Origin of the sequence: Streptomyces sp. NPDC048590 (assembly GCF_043199535.1) — a bacterium.
In the GTDB taxonomy this organism is placed as follows: domain Bacteria; phylum Actinomycetota; class Actinomycetes; order Streptomycetales; family Streptomycetaceae; genus Streptomyces.
In genome coordinates this window covers 506,569-525,596 of sequence record NZ_JBICWC010000001.1, presented here as the reverse complement: position 1 = coordinate 525,596, position 19,028 = coordinate 506,569, and the positions used below count along the sequence as shown (strand labels likewise).

The 19,028-nt window shown below is 68.7% G+C and carries 16 protein-coding genes and 2 tRNA genes; 4 read left to right on the top strand and 14 right to left on the bottom strand.

Features of this window, described 5'->3' with window-relative positions:
- Window positions 1-7 precede the first annotated feature (7 nt).
- The 6 genes from mreC to ACGFNN_RS02160 all read right to left on the bottom strand — a co-directional run bounded on the left by mreC (window position 8) and on the right by ACGFNN_RS02160 (window position 7,602).
- On the bottom strand, window positions 8-1,054 hold the full coding sequence (mreC, locus tag ACGFNN_RS02185) for a rod shape-determining protein MreC (RefSeq protein ID WP_393552016.1): 1,047 nt from the start codon (window positions 1,052-1,054) through the stop codon (window positions 8-10).
- 96 nt (window positions 1,055-1,150) lie between these two features.
- Window positions 1,151-2,170, bottom strand: a complete 1,020-nt coding sequence (locus ACGFNN_RS02180; RefSeq protein ID WP_362549220.1) for a rod shape-determining protein — start codon at window positions 2,168-2,170, stop codon at window positions 1,151-1,153.
- Window positions 2,171-2,462: 292 nt separating this feature from the next.
- The gene (ndk, locus tag ACGFNN_RS02175) at window positions 2,463-2,876 is read right to left on the bottom strand and encodes a nucleoside-diphosphate kinase (RefSeq protein ID WP_329205617.1); all 414 of its coding nucleotides are present in this window, start codon (window positions 2,874-2,876) and stop codon (window positions 2,463-2,465) included.
- An 86-nt stretch (window positions 2,877-2,962) separates the two neighbouring features.
- On the bottom strand, window positions 2,963-3,331 hold the full coding sequence (locus ACGFNN_RS02170; RefSeq protein WP_362549217.1) for a DUF4233 domain-containing protein: 369 nt from the start codon (window positions 3,329-3,331) through the stop codon (window positions 2,963-2,965).
- A gap of 3 nt (window positions 3,332-3,334) precedes the next feature.
- Window positions 3,335-4,858 (bottom strand): bifunctional folylpolyglutamate synthase/dihydrofolate synthase, encoded by a 1,524-nt coding sequence (locus tag ACGFNN_RS02165; protein WP_393552013.1) that lies wholly within the window; start codon window positions 4,856-4,858, stop codon window positions 3,335-3,337.
- 122 nt (window positions 4,859-4,980) lie between these two features.
- Window positions 4,981-7,602: a valine--tRNA ligase gene (locus tag ACGFNN_RS02160; protein WP_393552011.1), complete on the bottom strand. Its 2,622-nt coding sequence runs from the start codon at window positions 7,600-7,602 to the stop codon at window positions 4,981-4,983.
- 136 nt (window positions 7,603-7,738) lie between these two features.
- On the opposite strand from ACGFNN_RS02160, the gene ACGFNN_RS02155 reads away from it, so the two are divergent.
- The gene (locus ACGFNN_RS02155) at window positions 7,739-8,746 is read left to right on the top strand and encodes a hypothetical protein (RefSeq protein ID WP_393552009.1); all 1,008 of its coding nucleotides are present in this window, start codon (window positions 7,739-7,741) and stop codon (window positions 8,744-8,746) included.
- A 61-nt stretch (window positions 8,747-8,807) separates the two neighbouring features.
- Here the strand turns inward: ACGFNN_RS02155 and clpX are convergent, their stop codons facing one another.
- From clpX to ACGFNN_RS02130, 5 genes are all read right to left on the bottom strand, one after another.
- Window positions 8,808-10,106 (bottom strand): ATP-dependent Clp protease ATP-binding subunit ClpX, encoded by a 1,299-nt coding sequence (clpX, locus tag ACGFNN_RS02150; RefSeq protein ID WP_362556444.1) that lies wholly within the window; start codon window positions 10,104-10,106, stop codon window positions 8,808-8,810.
- 156 nt (window positions 10,107-10,262) lie between these two features.
- Window positions 10,263-10,946 carry an ATP-dependent Clp protease proteolytic subunit gene (locus ACGFNN_RS02145; protein WP_362556442.1) on the bottom strand — a complete coding sequence of 228 codons (684 nt, stop codon included), beginning with the start codon at window positions 10,944-10,946 and terminating at the stop codon, window positions 10,263-10,265.
- Window positions 10,947-11,013: 67 nt separating this feature from the next.
- Entirely contained in the window at window positions 11,014-11,619 is a 606-nt protein-coding gene (locus ACGFNN_RS02140; protein ID WP_362556446.1) for an ATP-dependent Clp protease proteolytic subunit, read from the bottom strand.
- A 276-nt stretch (window positions 11,620-11,895) separates the two neighbouring features.
- Window positions 11,896-13,287: a trigger factor gene (tig, locus tag ACGFNN_RS02135; protein WP_393552007.1), complete on the bottom strand. Its 1,392-nt coding sequence runs from the start codon at window positions 13,285-13,287 to the stop codon at window positions 11,896-11,898.
- 150 nt (window positions 13,288-13,437) lie between these two features.
- Window positions 13,438-13,514: transfer RNA gene (locus ACGFNN_RS02130), tRNA-Pro, on the bottom strand.
- Between the two features lie 177 nt (window positions 13,515-13,691).
- Here ACGFNN_RS02130 and ACGFNN_RS02125 point away from each other — a divergent pair.
- Window positions 13,692-13,765: transfer RNA gene (locus tag ACGFNN_RS02125), tRNA-Gly, on the top strand.
- Window positions 13,766-13,961: 196 nt separating this feature from the next.
- Here ACGFNN_RS02125 and ACGFNN_RS02120 read toward each other — a convergent pair.
- Window positions 13,962-14,156: a hypothetical protein gene (locus ACGFNN_RS02120; RefSeq protein ID WP_362555558.1), complete on the bottom strand. Its 195-nt coding sequence runs from the start codon at window positions 14,154-14,156 to the stop codon at window positions 13,962-13,964.
- 480 nt (window positions 14,157-14,636) lie between these two features.
- Between ACGFNN_RS02120 and ACGFNN_RS02115 the strand changes: the two genes are divergently transcribed.
- Window positions 14,637-15,803 carry an acyltransferase family protein gene (locus ACGFNN_RS02115; RefSeq protein WP_393552005.1) on the top strand — a complete coding sequence of 389 codons (1,167 nt, stop codon included), beginning with the start codon at window positions 14,637-14,639 and terminating at the stop codon, window positions 15,801-15,803.
- A 51-nt stretch (window positions 15,804-15,854) separates the two neighbouring features.
- On the opposite strand, the gene ACGFNN_RS02110 is transcribed toward ACGFNN_RS02115, so the two are convergent.
- Window positions 15,855-16,355, bottom strand: coding sequence for an HD domain-containing protein (locus ACGFNN_RS02110; RefSeq protein ID WP_393552003.1), 501 nt, complete (start codon window positions 16,353-16,355; stop codon window positions 15,855-15,857).
- Between the two features lie 149 nt (window positions 16,356-16,504).
- Here ACGFNN_RS02110 and ACGFNN_RS02105 point away from each other — a divergent pair, with 149 nt between their 5' ends.
- The gene (locus ACGFNN_RS02105; protein ID WP_393552001.1) at window positions 16,505-17,683 is read left to right on the top strand and encodes a cation:proton antiporter; all 1,179 of its coding nucleotides are present in this window, start codon (window positions 16,505-16,507) and stop codon (window positions 17,681-17,683) included.
- 136 nt (window positions 17,684-17,819) lie between these two features.
- On the opposite strand, the gene ACGFNN_RS02100 is transcribed toward ACGFNN_RS02105, so the two are convergent.
- A complete protein-coding gene (locus ACGFNN_RS02100; protein WP_393551999.1) occupies window positions 17,820-18,965 on the bottom strand; it encodes a PP2C family protein-serine/threonine phosphatase in 1,146 nt (381 codons plus the stop codon).
- Between the last annotated feature and the right edge of the window lie 63 nt (window positions 18,966-19,028).

The following is a 19,028-nucleotide window of genomic DNA, read 5'->3' as shown; positions in this document are numbered from 1 at the left end:
ATCAGCTCTATTCCTGCTCGTTCGCCGCGTCACCCGCGGCGGGGTCGGCGTCGCCGGCGGCGTCCGGGGAGCCGGACGCGTCGGGCTTCTCGTTGATGTTCCCCACGACCTTCCCCTCGGCGTCGACGAGGTCGCCGTTGGGCTGGACGGTGACGGTGACCGTCGGGGTGGGCTTGGGCTTCTCGGGCTTCTTGGGCTGCACCGGAAGGACCATGTCGCGGGGGTCCTCGCGGGGAGCCTGGACGACGACACCGACGATGTCGAGCTTGGTGAAGCCGACGAACGGCTGGACGTAGACCGTCCGGGTCAGGTCTCCGCCCGACGGGTCGACGCGGACGACCTGGCCGACGGGCACACCGGGAACGAACGGCTTGTCCTTGCTGGAGCCGAAGGTGACCAGGCGGTCGCCCTTCTTCACGTCGGCCTTGCCGTTGAGGAACTGGACGGAGAGCGACCGGGACCCCTGGCCGGTGGCGAAGCCGAGTTCGTCCGTCTTCTCCAGGCGGGTGCCGACGGTGAAGTCGGGGTCGTTGGCCAGGAGTACGGTCGCGCTGTTCGGGCCGACGGTGGTGACCCGGCCGACGAGTCCGTCGCCGTTGAGTACGGTCATGTCGCGCTTGAGGCCGTCGTTCGCCCCGGCGTCGATGGTGACGGTCCAGGAGAATCCCTGGGCCGCTCCTATGGCGATGACCTGGGCCGCCTTGATGCCGTACTGGCCCGCCCCGGCACTCTTGAGCATCGTGTCGAGCTGGCGGATCTTGCTCGCGTTGCGGTCGTCGCTGCCGAGCTCGGTCTTCAGCTCGGCGTTCTCGTGCTCCAGGGCCGCGATCCGGTCGTGCCGGTCACCGGAGTCGCGGACGGCGCCGATGGCGTTGCCCACCGGATCGACCGCGGCCGCGACGCCGTTCTCGACCGGCCCGAAGGCCGTGGCGGCGACCTGCCGGGCCCCGTCCACCGGTGATTCCTCGCCACCGCGGATATCCACCGTGATCAGGGCGAATGCGATGGCGATCAGCAGCACCAGGAGCAGCCGGCTCTCTCGTGTGTCCCTCACGTGCGGCGGCCGTGCCTTCCTCGTCGGAATGTTCGTGCCTGTATACCAACGTTCCGCCGTACGGGACGGCAGTGCCCGTACGGCGGAACATCGTGTCTATCGTCGGGGCTGGGCGTCCAGCACCTGCTGGAGCGCCTCGAACTCCTCGACGCACTTGCCGGATCCGAGCGCCACGGAGTCCAGCGGGTCCTCGGCGATGTGGATCGGCATGCCCGTCTCGTGGCGGAGACGCTCGTCGAGCCCGCGCAGGAGCGCGCCGCCGCCGGTGAGGACGATGCCGCGGTCCATGACGTCGCCGGAGAGCTCCGGCGGGCACTTGTCGAGCGTCGTCTTCACGGCGTCGACGATCGCGTTGACCGGCTCCTCGATGGCCTTGCGGACCTCGCCCGCGGAGATGACGACGGTCTTGGGCAGGCCCGAGACCAGGTCGCGTCCGCGGATCTCGGTGTGCTCGTCCTTCTCCATGTCGTACGCCGAGCCGATCGTGATCTTGATCTGTTCGGCGGTGCGCTCACCGAGGAGGAGCGAGTACTCCTTCTTGATGTGCTGGATGATCGCGTTGTCCAGTTCGTCACCGGCGACCCGGATCGACTGGGCAGTGACGATTCCGCCGAGCGAGATCACCGCGACCTCGGTGGTGCCGCCACCGATGTCGACGACCATGTTCCCGGTGGCCTCGTGGACCGGCAGACCGGAGCCGATGGCCGCGGCCATGGGCTCTTCGATGATGTGCACCTGGCGGGCACCGGCCTGCGTCGACGCCTCGATGACGGCACGCCGCTCGACCCCTGTGATGCCGGAGGGCACACAGACGACGACCCGCGGGCGGGCCAGGTAGCGGCGCTTGTGGATCTTGAGGATGAAGTAGCGGAGCATGCGCTCCGTGATCTCGAAGTCGGCGATCACGCCGTCCTTCAGAGGCCGCACGGCAACGATGTTGCCCGGTGTGCGGCCGATCATCTTCTTGGCCTCGGCTCCGACCGCCAGGATTCCGCCGGTGTTGGTGTTGATGGCCACGACGGACGGCTCGTTCAGAACGATGCCGCGCCCCCTGACGTACACCAGCGTGTTGGCAGTCCCGAGGTCGATAGCCATGTCACGGCCGATGAACGACATTGAGTTCCCCTTGTTCCCCATGAGGATGCGTCGGGCCTTCCCGAGAAGCGAAGAATGGCTTGTTTCAGGTAGGCGAGGGCTGGCGCTGCGGGCGTGGAAGCTTCCATCGTAGTGCCGTACTCACGTACGCAGCGCGAGGGTCCCGCGCCTGACGAGCGGAACGGTTGCCCGTTCCACCCATGGTGACGTTACGTCGGAAGGATGCGTTCCCGCGAGACGGGACCCTATGCCGAAGGGCGACCGAATTAGTCCGGTCGCCCCAGGTCATGAGCGCTGATTGGCGGAGCCGGAGTCAGGAAAGCCCGGGAAAGAAAAGCTTGAGTTCTCGCTCCGCGGACTCCTCGGAGTCCGAGGCGTGGATGAGGTTCTCCCTGGTGATCGTGCCGAAGTCACCGCGGATGGAGCCCGGGGCGGCGGCGATCGGGTCGGTGGGACCGGCCAGCGCGCGGACGCCCTCGATCACCCGCTCACCTTCGGCCACAAGAGCGACGACGGGGCCGGATGCCATGAACTCGACGAGCGGCTCGTAGAACGGGCGGCCCTTGTGCTCGCCGTAGTGCTGCTCCAGGGTCGCCTGGTCGAGCGTGCGCAGCTCCAGCGCGGTGATCGTCCAGCCGGCCTTGCGTTCGATGCGGCCGACGATCTCGCCGATCAGCCCACGCCGTACGGCGTCGGGCTTGAGAAGGACGAGGGTGCGCTGAGTCATGTGCGGCTCCTTGCGGGCTCTTGGGTGCGGGTGAGGGCGAGATTACAGGGGTGTGCGGCGGAGCCCACGACCGGGCTCACGCAGTGTCACCCCTGGGCCGGAGCTCCTGCGCTCTCCTGCTCCTCGGCCAGGGCCGCCCACCGCGCCTTGGCCTCGTCGATCCTGCGACCGTAGTGGACCGAGGCCCACCACAGGGCGGCGAAGACCACACCCAGGATGAACATCATCGGAACGAAGAACCCGCTGAGCACCAGCGCGACCTGGAGCGCCCAGCCGGCCTGCACCCCGCCGGGCCGGGTGATCACACCGCAGAGCAGCACGGAGAGCAGCATGCCGATGCCGCAGACCGTCCAGACCGTGCCCATGGACAGGTCGTCGGACTTCATCGCCACGAGGCCCGCGAAGCCGATCACGAAGAATTCACCGATCAGCGTCGATGCACAGAGCGTACGCACAGGTCAACGCCTTCCAAGCAGCAGCCGGGCCTCGCCGACCGTGATCACGGATCCGGTCACCAGGACTCCGGCGCCCGCGTATTCGGCCTCTTCCTCGGCGAGGGTGATGGCCGCCTCCAGGGCGTCGTCCAGGCGCGGCTCGACCTGGACCCGGTCCTGGCCGAAGACCTCGACGGCGATCTGGGCGAGGGCGTCCGCGTCCATGGCACGCGCGGTGGAGTTCTGGGTGACGACGACTTCGGCGAAGATCGGCTCGAAGGCTTCGAGGAGCCCTCGGACGTCCTTGTCGCCACTCGTGCCGACGACCCCGATGAGCCGGGAGAAGCTGAACGCCTCGGAGATCCCCTCGGCGGTGGCGGCCGCGCCGGCCGGGTTGTGCGCCGCGTCCAGGACGACGGTCGGGCTGGAGCGCACGACCTCCAGACGGCCCGGGGAGAGGACCGAGAGGAACGCCTTGCGGACCACCTCGACGTCCAGGCTGCGGGCCTGCTCGGCGCCGATGCCGAAGAACGCCTCGACCGCGGCGAGGGCCACGGCCGCGTTGTGCGCCTGGTGCGCACCGTAGAGCGGGAGGAAGATGTTGTCGTACTCGCCGCCGAGGCCGCGCAGGGTCAGCAGCTGCCCGCCGACCGCGATCTCGCGGGAGACGACGCCGAACTCCATGCCCTCACGGGCCACGGTGGCGTCGACCTCGACCGCCTTCTTGAGCATGACCTGCGCGGCGTCGACCGGCTGCTGGGACAGGATCACCGTGGCGCCCTGCTTGACGATGCCGGACTTCTCCCCCGCGATCTCGGCGGTGGTGGAGCCGAGGCGGTCGGTGTGGTCCAGGGAGATGGGGGTGACGACGGCGACGGAGGCGTCGATGACGTTCGTCGCGTCCCAGGTGCCGCCCATGCCGACCTCGACCACCGCGACGTCGACCGGGGCGTCGGCGAAGGCCGCGTAGGCCATTCCGGTCATGACCTCGAAGAAGGAGAGGCGGTACTCCTGCTGGGCGTCGACCATCTCGACGTACGGCTTGATGTCCTCGTACGTCTCGACGAAGCGCTCGGCCTCGATCGGGGTGCCGTCCAGGCTGATCCGCTCGGTGATGGACTGGACGTGGGGCGAGGTGTAGCGCCCGGTGCGCAGCTCGAAGGCGCCGAGGAGGGCCTCGATCATGCGGGCCGTGCTGGTCTTGCCGTTCGTACCCGTGATGTGGATCGAGGGGTAGGCGCGCTGCGGCTCCCCCAGCACGTCCATCAGGGCGGCGATACGGGTCACCGACGGTTCGAGCTTGGTCTCGCCCCAACGGCCGGCGAGCTCGTCCTCGACGGCGCGCAGGGCGCGGTCGGTCTCCGGGTCGGCGGGGCGGGCGGGGACCGCTTCGCCCTGGGGCGGACCCGACTGGGTGCGCAGCGTCCGGCTCCCGGCCTCGATCACCGCCAGGTCGGGGTCGCGCTGGGTCTCCTCGTCGACGATCTCCGCGAAGGTGTCGTCGGGGTCCGAGGCGTCGTGCCGGTCTGAAGGGCGGGGCTCACTCACAGGGCCAGTCTACGGATGGCCGCCGACATCGCGTGCAGCGCCCGCTGCCGCGCCCGGCCGGGTGCGGCGGAGCCCCCGCGCTCCCGGTCGGTCGGGGGTACGGGGGCTCCGTCGCCAGGGGATCAGCCCTGTGGCAGGTTCGCCAGCTGGGCGGCGATCCGCTCGATGTCGGCCTCCGCCTTGGCGAGCCGGCCGCGGATCTTGTCGACCACGTTGTCCGGGGCCTTGGCGAGGAAGGCCTCGTTGCCGAGCTTCCCCGTGGCCTGCGCCTTCTCCTTCTCGGCAGCACCGAGGTCCTTGGTGAGCCGCTTGCGCTCGGCCTCGACGTCGATGGTGCCCGACAGGTCGAGAGCGACCCTGGCTCCAGCGACCGGCAGGGTGGCCGTGGCGTGGAAACCCTCGCCGGCGGGCTGCAGGCGCAGCAGCTGGCGGATGGCCGCCTCGTGCGGGGCGAGCGCCGTGCCGGTGAGGGTCAGCTCGGCCGGGACCTTCTGGCCGGGCTGCAGGCCCTGGTCCGAGCGGAAGCGCCGGACCTCGGTGACGACCTGCTGGACCAGCTCGATCTCCTGCTCGGCCGCCTCGTCACGGAAGCCGCTGTCGCTCGGCCAGGCGGCGACGACGACGGACTCCTGACCGGTGAGGGTCGTCCAGAGCTGCTCGGTGACGAACGGGACGATCGGGTGGAGCAGCCGCAGGGTGACGTCCAGGACCTCGCCGAGGACCCGGGCGGAGACCCGCGCCTGCTCGCCGCCCGCGAAGAAGGTCGTCTTCGACAGCTCGACGTACCAGTCGAAGACCTCGTCCCACGCGAAGTGGTAGAGCGAGTCGCTGAGCTTGGCGAACTGGAAGTCCTCGTAGAACGCGTCGGCGGCGGCGACCGTCTTGTTGAGCCGGGACAGGATCCACCGGTCGGTGGCCGAGAGCTGCTCGACGGGCGGGAGCTCGCCCTCCACCGTCGCGCCGTTCATCATGGCGAAACGGGTGGCGTTCCAGATCTTGTTGGCGAAGTTGCGGGAGGCCTGGACCCAGTCCTCGCCGATCGGGACGTCGGTGCCGGGGTTGGCGCCCTTGGCCAGGGTGAAGCGGACGGCGTCGGAGCCGTACTTCTCCATCCAGTCCAGCGGGTCGACGACGTTGCCGAAGGACTTCGACATCTTCTTGCCGCGCTCGTCACGGACCAGCCCGGTGAGGGCGATCGTCTTGAACGGGGCCTCGCCGTCCATGACGTACAGGCCGAACATCATCATCCGGGCGACCCAGAAGAAGATGATGTCGTGCCCGGTGAGCAGGACGTCGGTCGGATAGAACTTCTTGAGGTCCGGGGTCTCCTCGGGCCAGCCGAGCGTGGAGAACGGCCAGAGCCCGGACGAGAACCAGGTGTCCAGGACGTCGGAGTCCTGGGTCCAGCCCTCGCCGGTGGGGGGCTGCTCGTCGGGGCCGACGCAGACGACCTCGCCCTCGGGGCCGTACCAGACGGGGATGCGGTGGCCCCACCAGAGCTGGCGCGAGATGCACCAGTCGTTGAGGTTGTCGACCCAGTCGAAGTACCGCTTCTCCATCTCCTTGGGGTGGATCGCGACCCGGCCGTCGCGGACCGCGTCGCCGGCGGCCTTCGCGAGGGTCTCGACCTTGACCCACCACTGGAGCGAGAGCCGGGGCTCGACGGTGGTGTGGCAGCGGGAGCAGTGACCGACGGAGTGGACGTACGGGCGCTTCTCCGCGACGATCCGGCCCTGCTCGCGCAGCGCGCCGACGATCGTGGACCGGGCCTCGAAGCGGTCGAGGCCCTCGAACGGACCGGCGACGGTGATGACACCGCGCTCGTCCATGACCGTCATCGATTCCAGGCCGTGGCGCTGGCCGATGGCGAAGTCGTTGGGGTCGTGCGCGGGGGTGACCTTGACGGCTCCGGTGCCGAACTCCGGGTCGACGTGGTGGTCGGCGACGACCGGGATGGTGCGGTCGGTGAGGGGCAGCTTGATGCGCTTGCCGATGAGGTGCGTGTAGCGCGCGTCGTCCGGGTGGACGGCGACGGCGGTGTCACCGAGCATCGTCTCGGCGCGGGTGGTGGCGACGACCAGCGTCTCCTCGCCCTCGCCGTACCGGATGGAGACGAGCTCGCCGTCGTCGTCCTGGTAGTCGACCTCGATGTCGGAGATCGCGGTGAGGCAGCGGGGGCACCAGTTGATGATGCGCTCGGCGCGGTAGATCAGCTTGTCGTCGTAGAGCCGCTTGAAGATCGTCTGGACGGCGGCGGAGAGCCCTTCGTCCATGGTGAAGCGCTCACGGGACCAGTCGACCCCGTCGCCGAGGCGGCGCATCTGGCCGAGGATCTTGCCGCCGTACTCCTCCTTCCACTGCCAGACGCGCTCGATGAACTCCTCGCGCCCCAGGTCGTGGCGGGACTTGCCCTCCTCGGCGAGCTGCTGCTCGACCTTGTTCTGGGTGGCGATGCCGGCGTGGTCCATGCCGGGGAGCCAGAGCGCCTCGAAGCCCTGCATCCGCTTGCGGCGGGTGAGGGCGTCCATCAGCGTGTGCTGGAAGGCGTGGCCCAGGTGCAGGGAGCCGGTGACGTTGGGCGGCGGGATGACGATCGTGTACGGCGGCTTCTCGCTCTCCGGGTCCGCCGTGAAGTAACCGCGCTCTACCCAGCGCTCGTACAGCTTCCCCTCTACATCGGCCGGCGCGTACTGGGTCGGCAGTTCGGGGGTGCTGGCTGGCTGCTGCGCTGCGTTCTCGGTCACGGCAGACAGTTTAGGGGCGTCACAGTCGTGCACTGAAACCGGTTTGTTGGGTAACGGTGTGTGCCCTGGTGCCCTACTCGGGCGCCGCTTCCGTCAGGATGTTCGGAACAGATAAACATCCGGAGGGGACAGCGCCATGAGTTACAACCAGCCGGGCCCGTACGGCGGCCAGCAGCCGCAGGGCCAGCCCGGACCGTACGGCCAGCAGCCGGGTCCGTACGGCCAGCAGCCCGGCCCCTACGGCCAGCCGCCCCAGGGCCCGCCGCAGGGGCAGCCCGGCTACGGCTACCCGCAGCAGGCCCCCCAGGGCGTCCCGCCGCAGCAGCAGCCCCCGCAGCCGGGCTACGGCTACCCGCAGGGCCAGCAGCCGGGCCCGTACGGCCAGCAGCCGCCCACCCCGCCGTACGGCGGCCCGCAGGGCTACCCGGGCATGCCGCCGCAGCCGGCCCCGAAGAAGAAGACGGGCCTGATCATCGGCGCGGCCGTGGTGGCGCTGGCCGTGGTCGCGGGCGGGGTGTACTTCCTGACCTCGGGCGGCGGCAACGGCGATGTCGCGGACTCCACCAAGGGGTACAAGATCACGCCCGCGGCTTCGGTGGACACGTACAAGCAGGACCCCTCGAAGACCAAGCCTGGTGCCGCCATGACCGGCAAGGACAAGGCCGAGGCAGAGGCCATGGGGGTCAAGAACCCGAACGAGGTCGGCGCCCAGTACGTGAGCGGCGACATGGCGAAGAACCCGCTCACAGCGAAGTTGCTCATGCTTCAGGGCGTGTGGGGCGAGATCGCTGATCCCGAGAAGGTGATCGACGGATCGTTCAAGAGCGCCGAGCGGGAAGCGGCGATGAACGAGGACGCCAAGGGGTCACTGGTCGGAAGCCCCGAGGATGCTTCACCCGCAGGTTTCGAAGGCGCACTGATGAAGTGCCAGGACGTAAAGATCGTCAACGATGAGGCCGATGGCACGGCGGCCAAGGGCCCCAAGGAGATGACCATGCCGGTCTGTATCTGGGCCGACTACAGCACCGTGGGTGTGGTGATCGGCTTCGACATCGGCGGCGCCATGACCAACAAGCCCATGACCCAGGACGAGACGGCAGCGCTCGCGGCGAAGCTCTACAACACCTCGCGCACCAAGATCTGACCTCACAACACGGAAGGGGCGCCCGGCCGGTGGCCGGGCGCCCCTTCGTATGTGCTTGCCGCTACGCGGACTTCTCGTGACGGCCGCCGTCGTTCTTGCCGATCGTGCGGGGCTCGCGCGGGACCAGCGTCGGGTTGACGTTGTCGCGGACGACGTCCGGGGTGATGACCACGCGGGCCACGTCCTTGCGGGACGGGACCTCGTACATCACGGACTGGAGGACTTCCTCCATGATGGCGCGCAGACCGCGCGCGCCCGTCTGGCGCAGGATCGCCTGGTCCGCGATGGCTTCGAGGGCCTCGCGCTCGAAGTCCAGCTCCACGCCGTCGAGTTCGAACAGGCGCTGGTACTGCTTCACCAGGGCGTTGCGCGGCTCGACCAGGATCTGGAGCAGCGCCTCGCGGTCCAGGTTGTGGACCGAGGTCAGCACGGGGAGGCGGCCGATGAACTCCGGGATCATCCCGAACTTCACCAGGTCCTCCGGCATGACCTCCTGGAACTGGTCGCTCGCCTGGATCTCCAGCTTGGAGCGGATCGTCGCGCCGAAGCCGATGCCCTTGGCGCCGGCCCGCGACTCGATGATCTTCTCCAGGCCCGAGAAGGCGCCACCCACGATGAACAGGACGTTCGTCGTGTCGATCTGGATGAACTCCTGGTGCGGGTGCTTGCGTCCGCCCTGCGGCGGAACGGAGGCGGTGGTGCCCTCCAGGATCTTCAGCAGGGCCTGCTGCACGCCCTCACCGGACACATCCCGGGTGATCGACGGGTTCTCGCTCTTGCGGGCCACCTTGTCGATCTCGTCGATGTAGATGATCCCCGTCTCGGCCTTCTTGACGTCGTAGTCGGCGGCCTGGATCAGCTTCAGCAGGATGTTCTCGACGTCCTCGCCGACGTATCCCGCCTCCGTCAGCGCCGTCGCGTCCGCGATGGCGAACGGGACGTTGAGCATGCGCGCCAGCGTCTGGGCCAGCAGCGTCTTGCCGGAACCCGTGGGGCCCAGCAGCAGGATGTTGGACTTGGCGAGCTCGATGGCGTCGTCGCGGTTCGCGCCCCCGCCGTTCTCGCCGGCCTGGACCCGCTTGTAGTGGTTGTACACGGCGACCGAGAGGGCCTTCTTCGCGGGCTCCTGCCCGACGACGTACCCCTCGAGGAACTCGTAGATCTCGCGCGGCTTGGGGAGCTCCTCCCACCGCACCTCGGAGGTCTCGGCGAGCTCCTCCTCGATGATCTCGTTGCAGAGATCGATGCACTCGTCGCAGATGTACACACCGGGTCCCGCGATGAGCTTCTTCACCTGCTTCTGGCTCTTTCCGCAGAACGAGCACTTGAGCAGGTCGCCGCCATCACCGATGCGTGCCACGAGGTGCTTCCCCTTCGCCTGGGAGCAGCCTGGTTCAGCGGCTCCTGGTGCCTCTATCCGACGGTACCTTGCCTGACCCCCCGTTCGGGCCCCCCTTGGCACGGTTCACACGGCCGTGGCCGTGCAGACGGAATGTGCCAAGGGGAAAGACCGACGTCAGACGGACGCGCCCGCGGTGGTCTTCCGGGTGGAGACGATCTGGTCCACCAGACCGTACGCGAGTGCGTCGTCAGCGGTAAGGATCTTGTCGCGCTCGATGTCCTCGCGGATCTTCTCCAGCGGGGTCGTGGAGTGCTTGGCCAGCATCTCCTCGAGCTGGGTGCGCATCCGCAGGATCTCGTTGGCCGCGATCTCCAGGTCGGAGAGCTGCTCACGGCCGGTCTGCGAGGACGGCTGGTGGATGAGCACGCGGGCGTGCGGGAGGGCCATGCGCTTGCCCGGGGTGCCGGCGGCCAGCAGGACGGCGGCGGCGGAGGCGGCCTGGCCCATGCAGACCGTCTGGATGTCCGGCTTCACGAACTGCATCGTGTCGTAGATCGCGGTGAGCGCGGTGAACGAGCCGCCGGGGCTGTTGATGTAGATCGAGATGTCGCGGTCCGGGTCCATCGACTCCAGGCACAGCAGCTGCGCCATGACGTCGTTGGCCGAGGCGTCGTCGATCTGGACGCCGAGGAAGATCACGCGCTCCTCGAAGAGCTTCGCGTACGGGTCGTACTCGCGCACGCCCTGCGAGGTGCGCTCCACGAAGCGCGGGACGACGTAGCGGTTGTCCACCTGCGGGCCGGTGTAGAGGCCGCTAGCGGAGGCGCCGGAGAAGTTGTTCATGTGGGTCTTCACCATCCTGGTGGCGTTTCTGTGGGCTGGGGGTCTCGGCGTACGAGAGGGTGCGGGGTCGTGCACGCCCGGATCAGGCGCCGGTGCCGCCGCCGCCCGGGATGCCCGACGCCACCGTGATGATCTCGTCGATGAGGCCGTAGTCCTTGGCCTCCTCGGCGGTGTACCAGCGGTCGCGGTCGCCGTCGCGGATGATCGTCTCCACGGTCTGGCCGGAGTGGTGGGCGGTGATCTCGGCCATCCGGGTCTTCGTACGGAGCAGGTACTGGGCCTGGATCTTGATGTCCGAGGCGGTACCGCCGATGCCGGCCGAACCCTGGTGCATGAGGATGTCGGTGTTCGGGAGCGCGAAGCGCTTGCCCGCGGTGCCGCCGGTGAGCAGGAACTGGCCCATCGAGGCCGCCATGCCCATACCGATGGTGACCACGTCATTCGGGATGTACTGCATGGTGTCGTAGACGGCCATGCCCGCGGTCACCGAACCGCCGGGGCTGTTGATGTAGAGGTAGATGTCCTTGTCCGGGTCGGCGGCAAGGAGCAGAAGCTGTGCGGTGATCTTGTTGGCGATGTCATCGTCGACCTGCTGACCGAGGAAGATGATGCGCTCGCCGAGCAGTCGGCTGTAGACCTGGTCACCGAGGCCTCCACCGAGGGACGGCTCTCCGGCGGCGTTGGGCATCAGATTCGTCACGTATCCACCTGCTCGTCTCTGACGGCTCCGGCCGTCTCAGCGTCTTCGTACCGGGTGGGCCGGGACTACCCGACCCTTCCTCTTCATGGACCCTAACGCGCAGGTGGGACAACGCCATCCCGGTTCCCCAACTGTTCGCTGGGAGCGCAAGGTAAGCAGTCCGCACAAGGGTTCCAGGGGTGTGCGGGCCGATACGACGGCGGGCCCCGGACGCGATACGTCCGGGGCCCGCCGTGCGGATCAGTTCAACGGTCGGAGCGAGGCTCAGGCCTCGTTCTTCTCGTCGGCCTTCTCGGTGCCCTCGGCGGCCTCGACCGTCTCGGTGGCCTCTTCCACGGTCTCCTCGTCGTCCTCGAGCTCGACGATCTCACCGTTGGTGTCGACGACCTTGGCGGCCTCGACGACGACGGCGAGCGCCTTGCCGCGGGCGACCTCGCCGACGAGCATCGGAACCTGGCCGCCCTCGACGACGGCCTGGGCGAACTGGTCGGGGCTCATGCCGGAGGACGCCGCACGCCGCATGAGGTGCTCGGTGAGCTCCTCCTGGTTGACGTTCAGCTTCTCCTTGTTGACGAGCTCGTCAAGGATGAACTGGGTCTTGATGCCCTTGACGGCCTGCTCGGAGGTCTCGTTCTCGAACTCCTCCAGCGTCTTGCCCTGGATCTCGAGGTACTTCTCGAGGTCGAGGCCCATCTGGCCGAGCTGGTGGTGCTCGAGGTTGTGCTTGCGGGTCTGGACCTCGTCCGCGAGCAGCTTCTCGGGGATCGGGACCTCGGCCAGCTTCAGCAGCTCGTCGAGGACGCGCTCCTGGGCCTGGGTGGCCTGGTCGTACTGCTTCTGGTTCTCGAGGCGCTTGCGGCTGTCGTCGCGGAGCTCGGCGAGGGTGTCGAACTCGCTCGCCATCTGCGCGAAGTCGTCGTCCAGCTCAGGCAGTTCACGCGAGGCGACGGCGGTGACCTTGACGGTGACCTCCGCCTCCTTGCCCTCGGCGGAGCCGCCCTTCAGCTCGGAGGTGAAGGTGGCCTCGCCACCGGCCTCCAGGCCCTTCACGGCGTCGTCGATGCCGTCGAGGAGCTCGCCGGAACCGATGGTGTACGAGACACCCGCGGCCACGCCGTCCTCGAGGACCTCTCCGTCGACCTTGGCCTCCAGGTCGATCGTCACGACGTCGCCCTCGGCGGCGGCGCGCTCGACCGGGTTGGTCGAGGCGAAGCGCTCGCGGAGCTGCTCCACGGCCTTCTCGACCTCTTCGTCGGTCACTTCGAGTGCGTCCACGGTGACCTCGATGCCGGAGTAGTCCGGGATCTCGATCTCGGGACGGACGTCCACCTCGGCGGTGAAGGCCAGCAGCTCACCGTCCTTGAGCTCGGTGATGTCGACCTCGGGCTGGCCCAGAACGTTGAGCTCACCCTCGTTGACAGCCTCGGTGTAGAACTTCGGGAGGGCGTCGTTGACGGCCTCCTCCAGCACAGCACCACGGCCGAACCGCTGGTCGATGACGCGGTTCGGGATCTTGCCCTTACGGAAGCCCTTCACCGTGACCTGCTGGTTGATCTTCTTGTACGCCGCGTCGAGGCTGTCCTTGAGCTCCTCGAAGGGCACCTCGATGCTGAGCCGAACCCGAGTCGGGTTCAGGGTCTCCACGGCGCTCTTCACGGTTCGGTCTCCTTGGTGGCTGACTTCTTGGGGTTCTGCTGGGCCGCCGAGAGGCGGCTTCGCGGATCGAGCCCGGTACATCAGACACACGGGCACGCATTTTGCATAGTAACGGCAAGGGGAGGCACTCCCACAATGCGATCTTGCTGGTGGTCGGGGTGGCCGGATTCGAACCGACGACCTTCCGCTCCCAAAGCGGACGCGCTACCAAGCTGCGCCACACCCCGTCGGTGCGACACGTAGGGTACATGCACGAAGGCGGTGCGTCGGCCGCTTTGCGCGGCCCGTCGCACAGGGGTCCCGAGGGGCTCGCCGATACGGGTGTGCGTTCACCGCCCCGGACCCGCTACGATGCTTCCCGTACCGAGATCCACCGGGCCTCCGGACCCGGCATCACGGCGCTTGCGGGCGTAGCTCAATGGTAGAGCCCTAGTCTTCCAAACTAGCTACGCGGGTTCGATTCCCGTCGCCCGCTCCAACGGCTCAGGGCCGGACCGAGGATCCCTCCTCGGTCCGGCCCTGACGCGTTTGCCGGCAGTGACCGCGCACCGGCCCGAAGGGCTCGGCTCCCGGCCCGGATCCCACAGGCGGCCGACGCCCTGCGCGCACACGCCGCGGCCCGGCCCGGCGCGTCAGGCCGGCCCGGGCGGCCGCGAGCGGTCCCCGCGGGGGACTCAGAAGCTGATCTGGTTGATCGTGTCGGCTATCGAGTTCATGAACCTGTTGATCGACGGCGCCATGCCGGTCGACGCGAGGAAGAAGCCGAAGAGCATGGCGACGACCGCCGGTCCGCCCTTGAGGGATCCACCGCGGATCAGCACCACCATGACGATCCCCAGCAGAAGCACCACAGACAGTGAAATGGCCATGACTGATCACACCCTTGGTCGGTCCGCCTTGCCGGCCCGGTGGCGTGCGGCCCGGCACACCTCCGTCGGGCTACATCGTGCCACCAACTCCCCTGCCGTTGCTGCCGGGTGAAGAGGCGAGATGGCCGGATCGCGCCATCCTCGCGACCGCGGGCGCACAGCCGGGGCCGACCGCCGGGCCGCACTCCCGGGGCCTGCGGGGGAGCACCGGGAAAGCTGTACGTCCGCTGTGCGCAGAGGAGTTCGAATATTGCCGGATGTGATCGTTTCCATATCCGCACACTTCATTCACAGTCATTTCCCGCACGTTGGTGCGACGTAATTCACTCTCACCAACAAGCCGCCGAAATGCCCTATTTAAGAGGGATGAATCACTACGTACCGGTCAGATCCACCTGGTTTGACTTTCGATCGTGCGGGAACACGCGAATTCTCTTCCTCGTTTTACGCATGCCGATCGACGGGTCTAAGGTGCATCAGATGTCCCAAGCTCCGAGCGAAATTCAGAGGGCCCCGATCACCCCGGAGAGCCGGGAGTCGGAGCCGAGACAAGAGCGGAACCCGGCGACCGCGGTGGCCCCCGCCGCCCGCACCGGGACCGCTCCCGCCCCCGCCGGGGCGGCCGCACCGGCCAAGCGCCGTGACGCGTACTTCGACAATGTGAAGTACATCGCCATCGTGCTCGTCGCGATCGCGCACGCGTGGGAGCCGGTGATGGACGGCAGCCGCACCGCGCGGGCGCTGTACATGATCGTCTACACGTTCCACATGCCGGCGTTCATCCTCGTATCGGGCTATTTCTCCCGCTCGTTCGACATGAGCCCGTCCAAGGTGAAGCGCCTGGTCACCGGGGTCGTCGTGCCCTACGTGCTCTTCGAGACCGCGTACTCGCTCTTCAAGCGCTACGCCGGCGGCGACGGCGACACGCCCATCACCCTGCTCGACCCGTTCTTCCTGACCTGGTTCCTGATCGCGCTCTTCATCTGGCGCGTCACCACGCCCATCTGGCAGTCGCTGCGCCACCCGCTCCCGGTCGCCCTCGTGATCGCGATGCTGGCCTCGGTGACGCCGGGCATCGGTGACGACCTGGACCTCCAGCGGGTCTGCCAGCTGCTGCCGTTCTTCGTCCTCGGCCTGCTGATGAAGCCCGAGCACTTCCAGATGATCCGGCGGCGCGAGGTACGGCTCGCCGCCGTCCCGCTGTTCGCCGGCGCCCTGGTCTTCGCCTACTGGGCCGCGCCGCGCATGCAGCTCGGCTGGTTCTACCGCAGCAACAGCGCCCAGGAGATGGACTCCCCCTGGTGGTCGGGGGCCGTGATGACCCTGGCGATGTTCGGCTGCGCGCTGGTGCTCACCGTGGCGTTCCTGTCCTGGGTGCCCCGCCGGCACATGTGGTTCACCGCGCTGGGAGCCGGAACGATCTGCGGCTACCTGATGCACGGCTTCCTCATCAGGGGCGCGGACTACTTCGGTCTGGTCGACCGGTACGAGTGGCTCCAGGACCCCGCGGGCCTGGTCCTCGTCTCCCTGGTCGCGGGCGTCGCCGTGACGCTGCTGTGCACCCCGCCGGTCCGGCGAGCCCTGCGCTTCGCCACCGAGCCGGACATGAACTGGGCGTTCCGCACCAGGACCCCCGCCAAGCGCTGAGTGCGGGTGTCCGGATCGGCCCCCTCGAACGGAGCCGGTCCGGGCACCACGTCAGCTCGTGGCCGGGTTGGCCGAATCCTGTCGGTCCGGAGGCCCCTCGCCCCCGTCGAGCCCCAGCAGCCCGCGTACCTGCGCATACTTCTCGGTCAGCCGGGTACGGGTCGCGGGCTCCAGCACGGCCAGTCGCTCCGGGTCGGCGTTGTGCGCCAGGTCCGCCTCCTTGACGAGCAGCGCACCTGGTGTGGCGAGAATCCGCCCGGTGTACGCGAAGAGGTCCTCGCCGTCCCTTCTGGTGACGGCGAGGACCATCTGCTTCACCCGCTCCGGCAGCGCCGCCTCGTCCAGCCACTGCCGTGTGAGCGCCCCGTCCTCGATCGCGTCGTGCAGCCAGGCCGCCGCCATCTGCTCCTCGCCGCCTCCCCGGACGCGTACCCCTTCGGCCACCGCGGCCAGGTGCTCGGTGTACGGGCGGCCCGCCTTGTCGGTCTGCGTGCGATGGGCCTCGCGGGCGATCGCCTCCACCTGGGACAGCGTCAGATACGGGATCGGCATGCGCCGACTGTACGCCGGACCCTCCCCTTCCCCGGAGGCCCAGGAGTACGTCCATATCGTTCGGTAAACTAATTACTGACGATTCCTTGACGTTCTCTTGACCTGACGAAGGAGACGGGCTCATCGGACACGCAGACACGCTCATCGCCATGGGCGGCGCCTTCCTTGCCGCCGCCGTCCTGGCCCGCGTCGGCGGGCGCATCGGACTGCCGACCATTCCCCTGTTCATCCTGGCCGGGATCCTCCTCGGCCCGCACACCCCGGGGGTGGTCCTGCTCGACGACCCCCACGACCTCGAGATGCTGTCCGCGCTGGGCCTGGTGCTGCTGCTCTTCTACCTCGGCCTCGAATTCCATCTCGACGACCTGAAGAAGGGCGGGCGCAGGATGGCGCTCGCCGGTGGCACCTATCTCGCGCTCAACGTCGGCGCGGGCCTCGGCTTCGGGTTCGCGCTGGGCTGGGGTACCTCGGAGGCCCTGGTACTCGCGGGAGTGCTCGGGATCTCGTCCTCGGCCATCGTCACGAAGGTGCTGGTGGATCTGGGGCGGATCGGCAGCCCGGAGACCCGGCCCATCCTCGGCATCATCGTCGTGGAGGATGTCTTCCTCGCCCTCTATCTGGCGGCGCTCCAGCCGGTCCTCTCGGGCGCGGACAGCCTCGGCGCGGCCGTGCTCGACGGCGGCAAGGCCTTCGGTTTCCTGCTGCTGCTCGCCGTGGCGGCCCGCTTCGGCACGCGGCTGATCGGAAAGCTGATCCACACCGGCGACGACGAGCTCCTGGTGATCTCCTTCCTCGGCGCCGCGGTCTTCGTGGCGGGCGTCTCGGAGTGGTTCGGTGTCGCCGACGCGATCGGCGCGTTCATGGTCGGCCTGATGCTGGGCAGCACCACGTCGGGTGCGCGCATCCTGAAGCTGGTCCATCCGCTGCGGGACGCGTTCGGCGCCATCTTCTTCTTCGCCTTCGGGCTCTCCATCAACCCCGGGGACCTGCCGAGCGTCGTGTGGCCGGTCCTGGCCGCGGTCGCCGTGACCTTGGCCATGAACGTCTTCGCGGGCATGGCCACGGCGAGGATCTACGCGTTCGGGCCGCAGGCGACGGCGAACATCTCCACCACGCTGCTGGCGCGGGGCGAGTTCGCGCTGATCCTGGCCACGATGGCGGCGGGCGCGGGGCTGGACGAACGGCTCTCCCCGTTCATCGCCGGGTACGTCCTCCTGCTGGCGGTCCTGGCGCCTCTGGCGGCCGGCCGTTCGCACTGGCTGGCCCGGGTCCTGCCAGGGGGACGCACCCCGGAGCGGGACGCCACAGAGGAGATGGTGCCCGTCTGAGCGCCGCAGGTCCCGTGCCTTCCGTCCGTGGAGCACGGGACCGGCTCGGCTTCCCCTGCCGGCACTCCACGATCGGGTGAGAGTCGCACTGTTGGATTGACGCGCGCACGGTTTGCACCGTTTTCCGGCGTCCCGCTCAGGCGTGGCGGGAGAGGAGCAGCAGCGCGCGGTCGTCGTTGACGTCCTTCGCGCAGGCCTCGATGAGGTGCCAGGCTGCGCCCTCGAAGCTGGTGGCGACGTAGCGGTCGGCCTCGCCGGTCAGGCGGTCGATACCGTCGGCGATGTCCCGGTCCGAGGCCTCCACCAGGCCGTCCGTGAAGAGCATCAGGACGTCCCCCGGGGCGAGCGATCCCTTCACCGCGTCGAACTCCGCGCCGTCGTAGACCCCGAGGAGCGGGCCCTCGGCGGCCTTCTCCTCCCACCGGCCGCTGCCGGCGTGCAGCTGCAGGGCGGGGGGATGGCCTGCCGAGAGGAGTTCGTAGTCGCCCGAGTCGAGGTCGAGCACGAGGTGGATGGAGGTGGCGAACCCCTCGTCCCAGTCCTGGCGCAGCAGGTAGCCGTTGGCCGCGGGCAGGAACCCGTGCGGCGGCAGCGAGCCGAGGAGTCCGCCGAAGGCGCCGGAGAGCAGGAGGGCGCGGGAGCCGGCGTCCATGCCCTTCCCGGAGACATCGGTGAGGACGACTTCGAGGGTGCGGCCGCCGTTGGTACGGGCCGCGACGACGAAGTCGCCGGAGAAGGACTGGCCTCCCGCGGGGCGGAGCGCCATCTCCCGGTGCCAGCCGGCGGGCAGCCGCGGCAGGGCGCTCTGCACCCGGATCCGCTCCCGCAGGTCGAAGAGCATGGTGCCGCCGCGACGCCACGGGACGCCGACCCTGGCACGGAACTGGGCGAGCACCAGGCCGAAGAATCCGCAGGCGGCGACGGTCAGTACGGTGCCCGGCGTGACCCGGGCGGGCCCCTCCCCGTAGGGGCCGAGGGCTATGGACTCCACGATCAGCGCGGCGGCGGCGGTCGCGTAGAGGCCGAGCAGGCTCGCGGGGCGCAGCAGGAGACCGCCTGCCACGATCGGCAGGGCCAGGGCCGCGGGCGAGCACCAGATCGGGTTGAGGAGCGTGCCGACGGTGATCACGGGAATGAGGACCAGGAGCCCGGCCAGGGCTATCCAGTCGGACCCGTCACCGCGGAAGTAGTCGACCCCGGACCGGCGCAGCGCGATGCGCGCCCGGTGCATGGATCTGCGCCACCGGGCGGTGTAGGTCTCTGCTCCTGTGCGACGGGCCATTGTCGGGACCTTATCCACCCGGCGGCCTCCGGTGCAGGGGGACCCTGTGTCAATGTGTTCGAA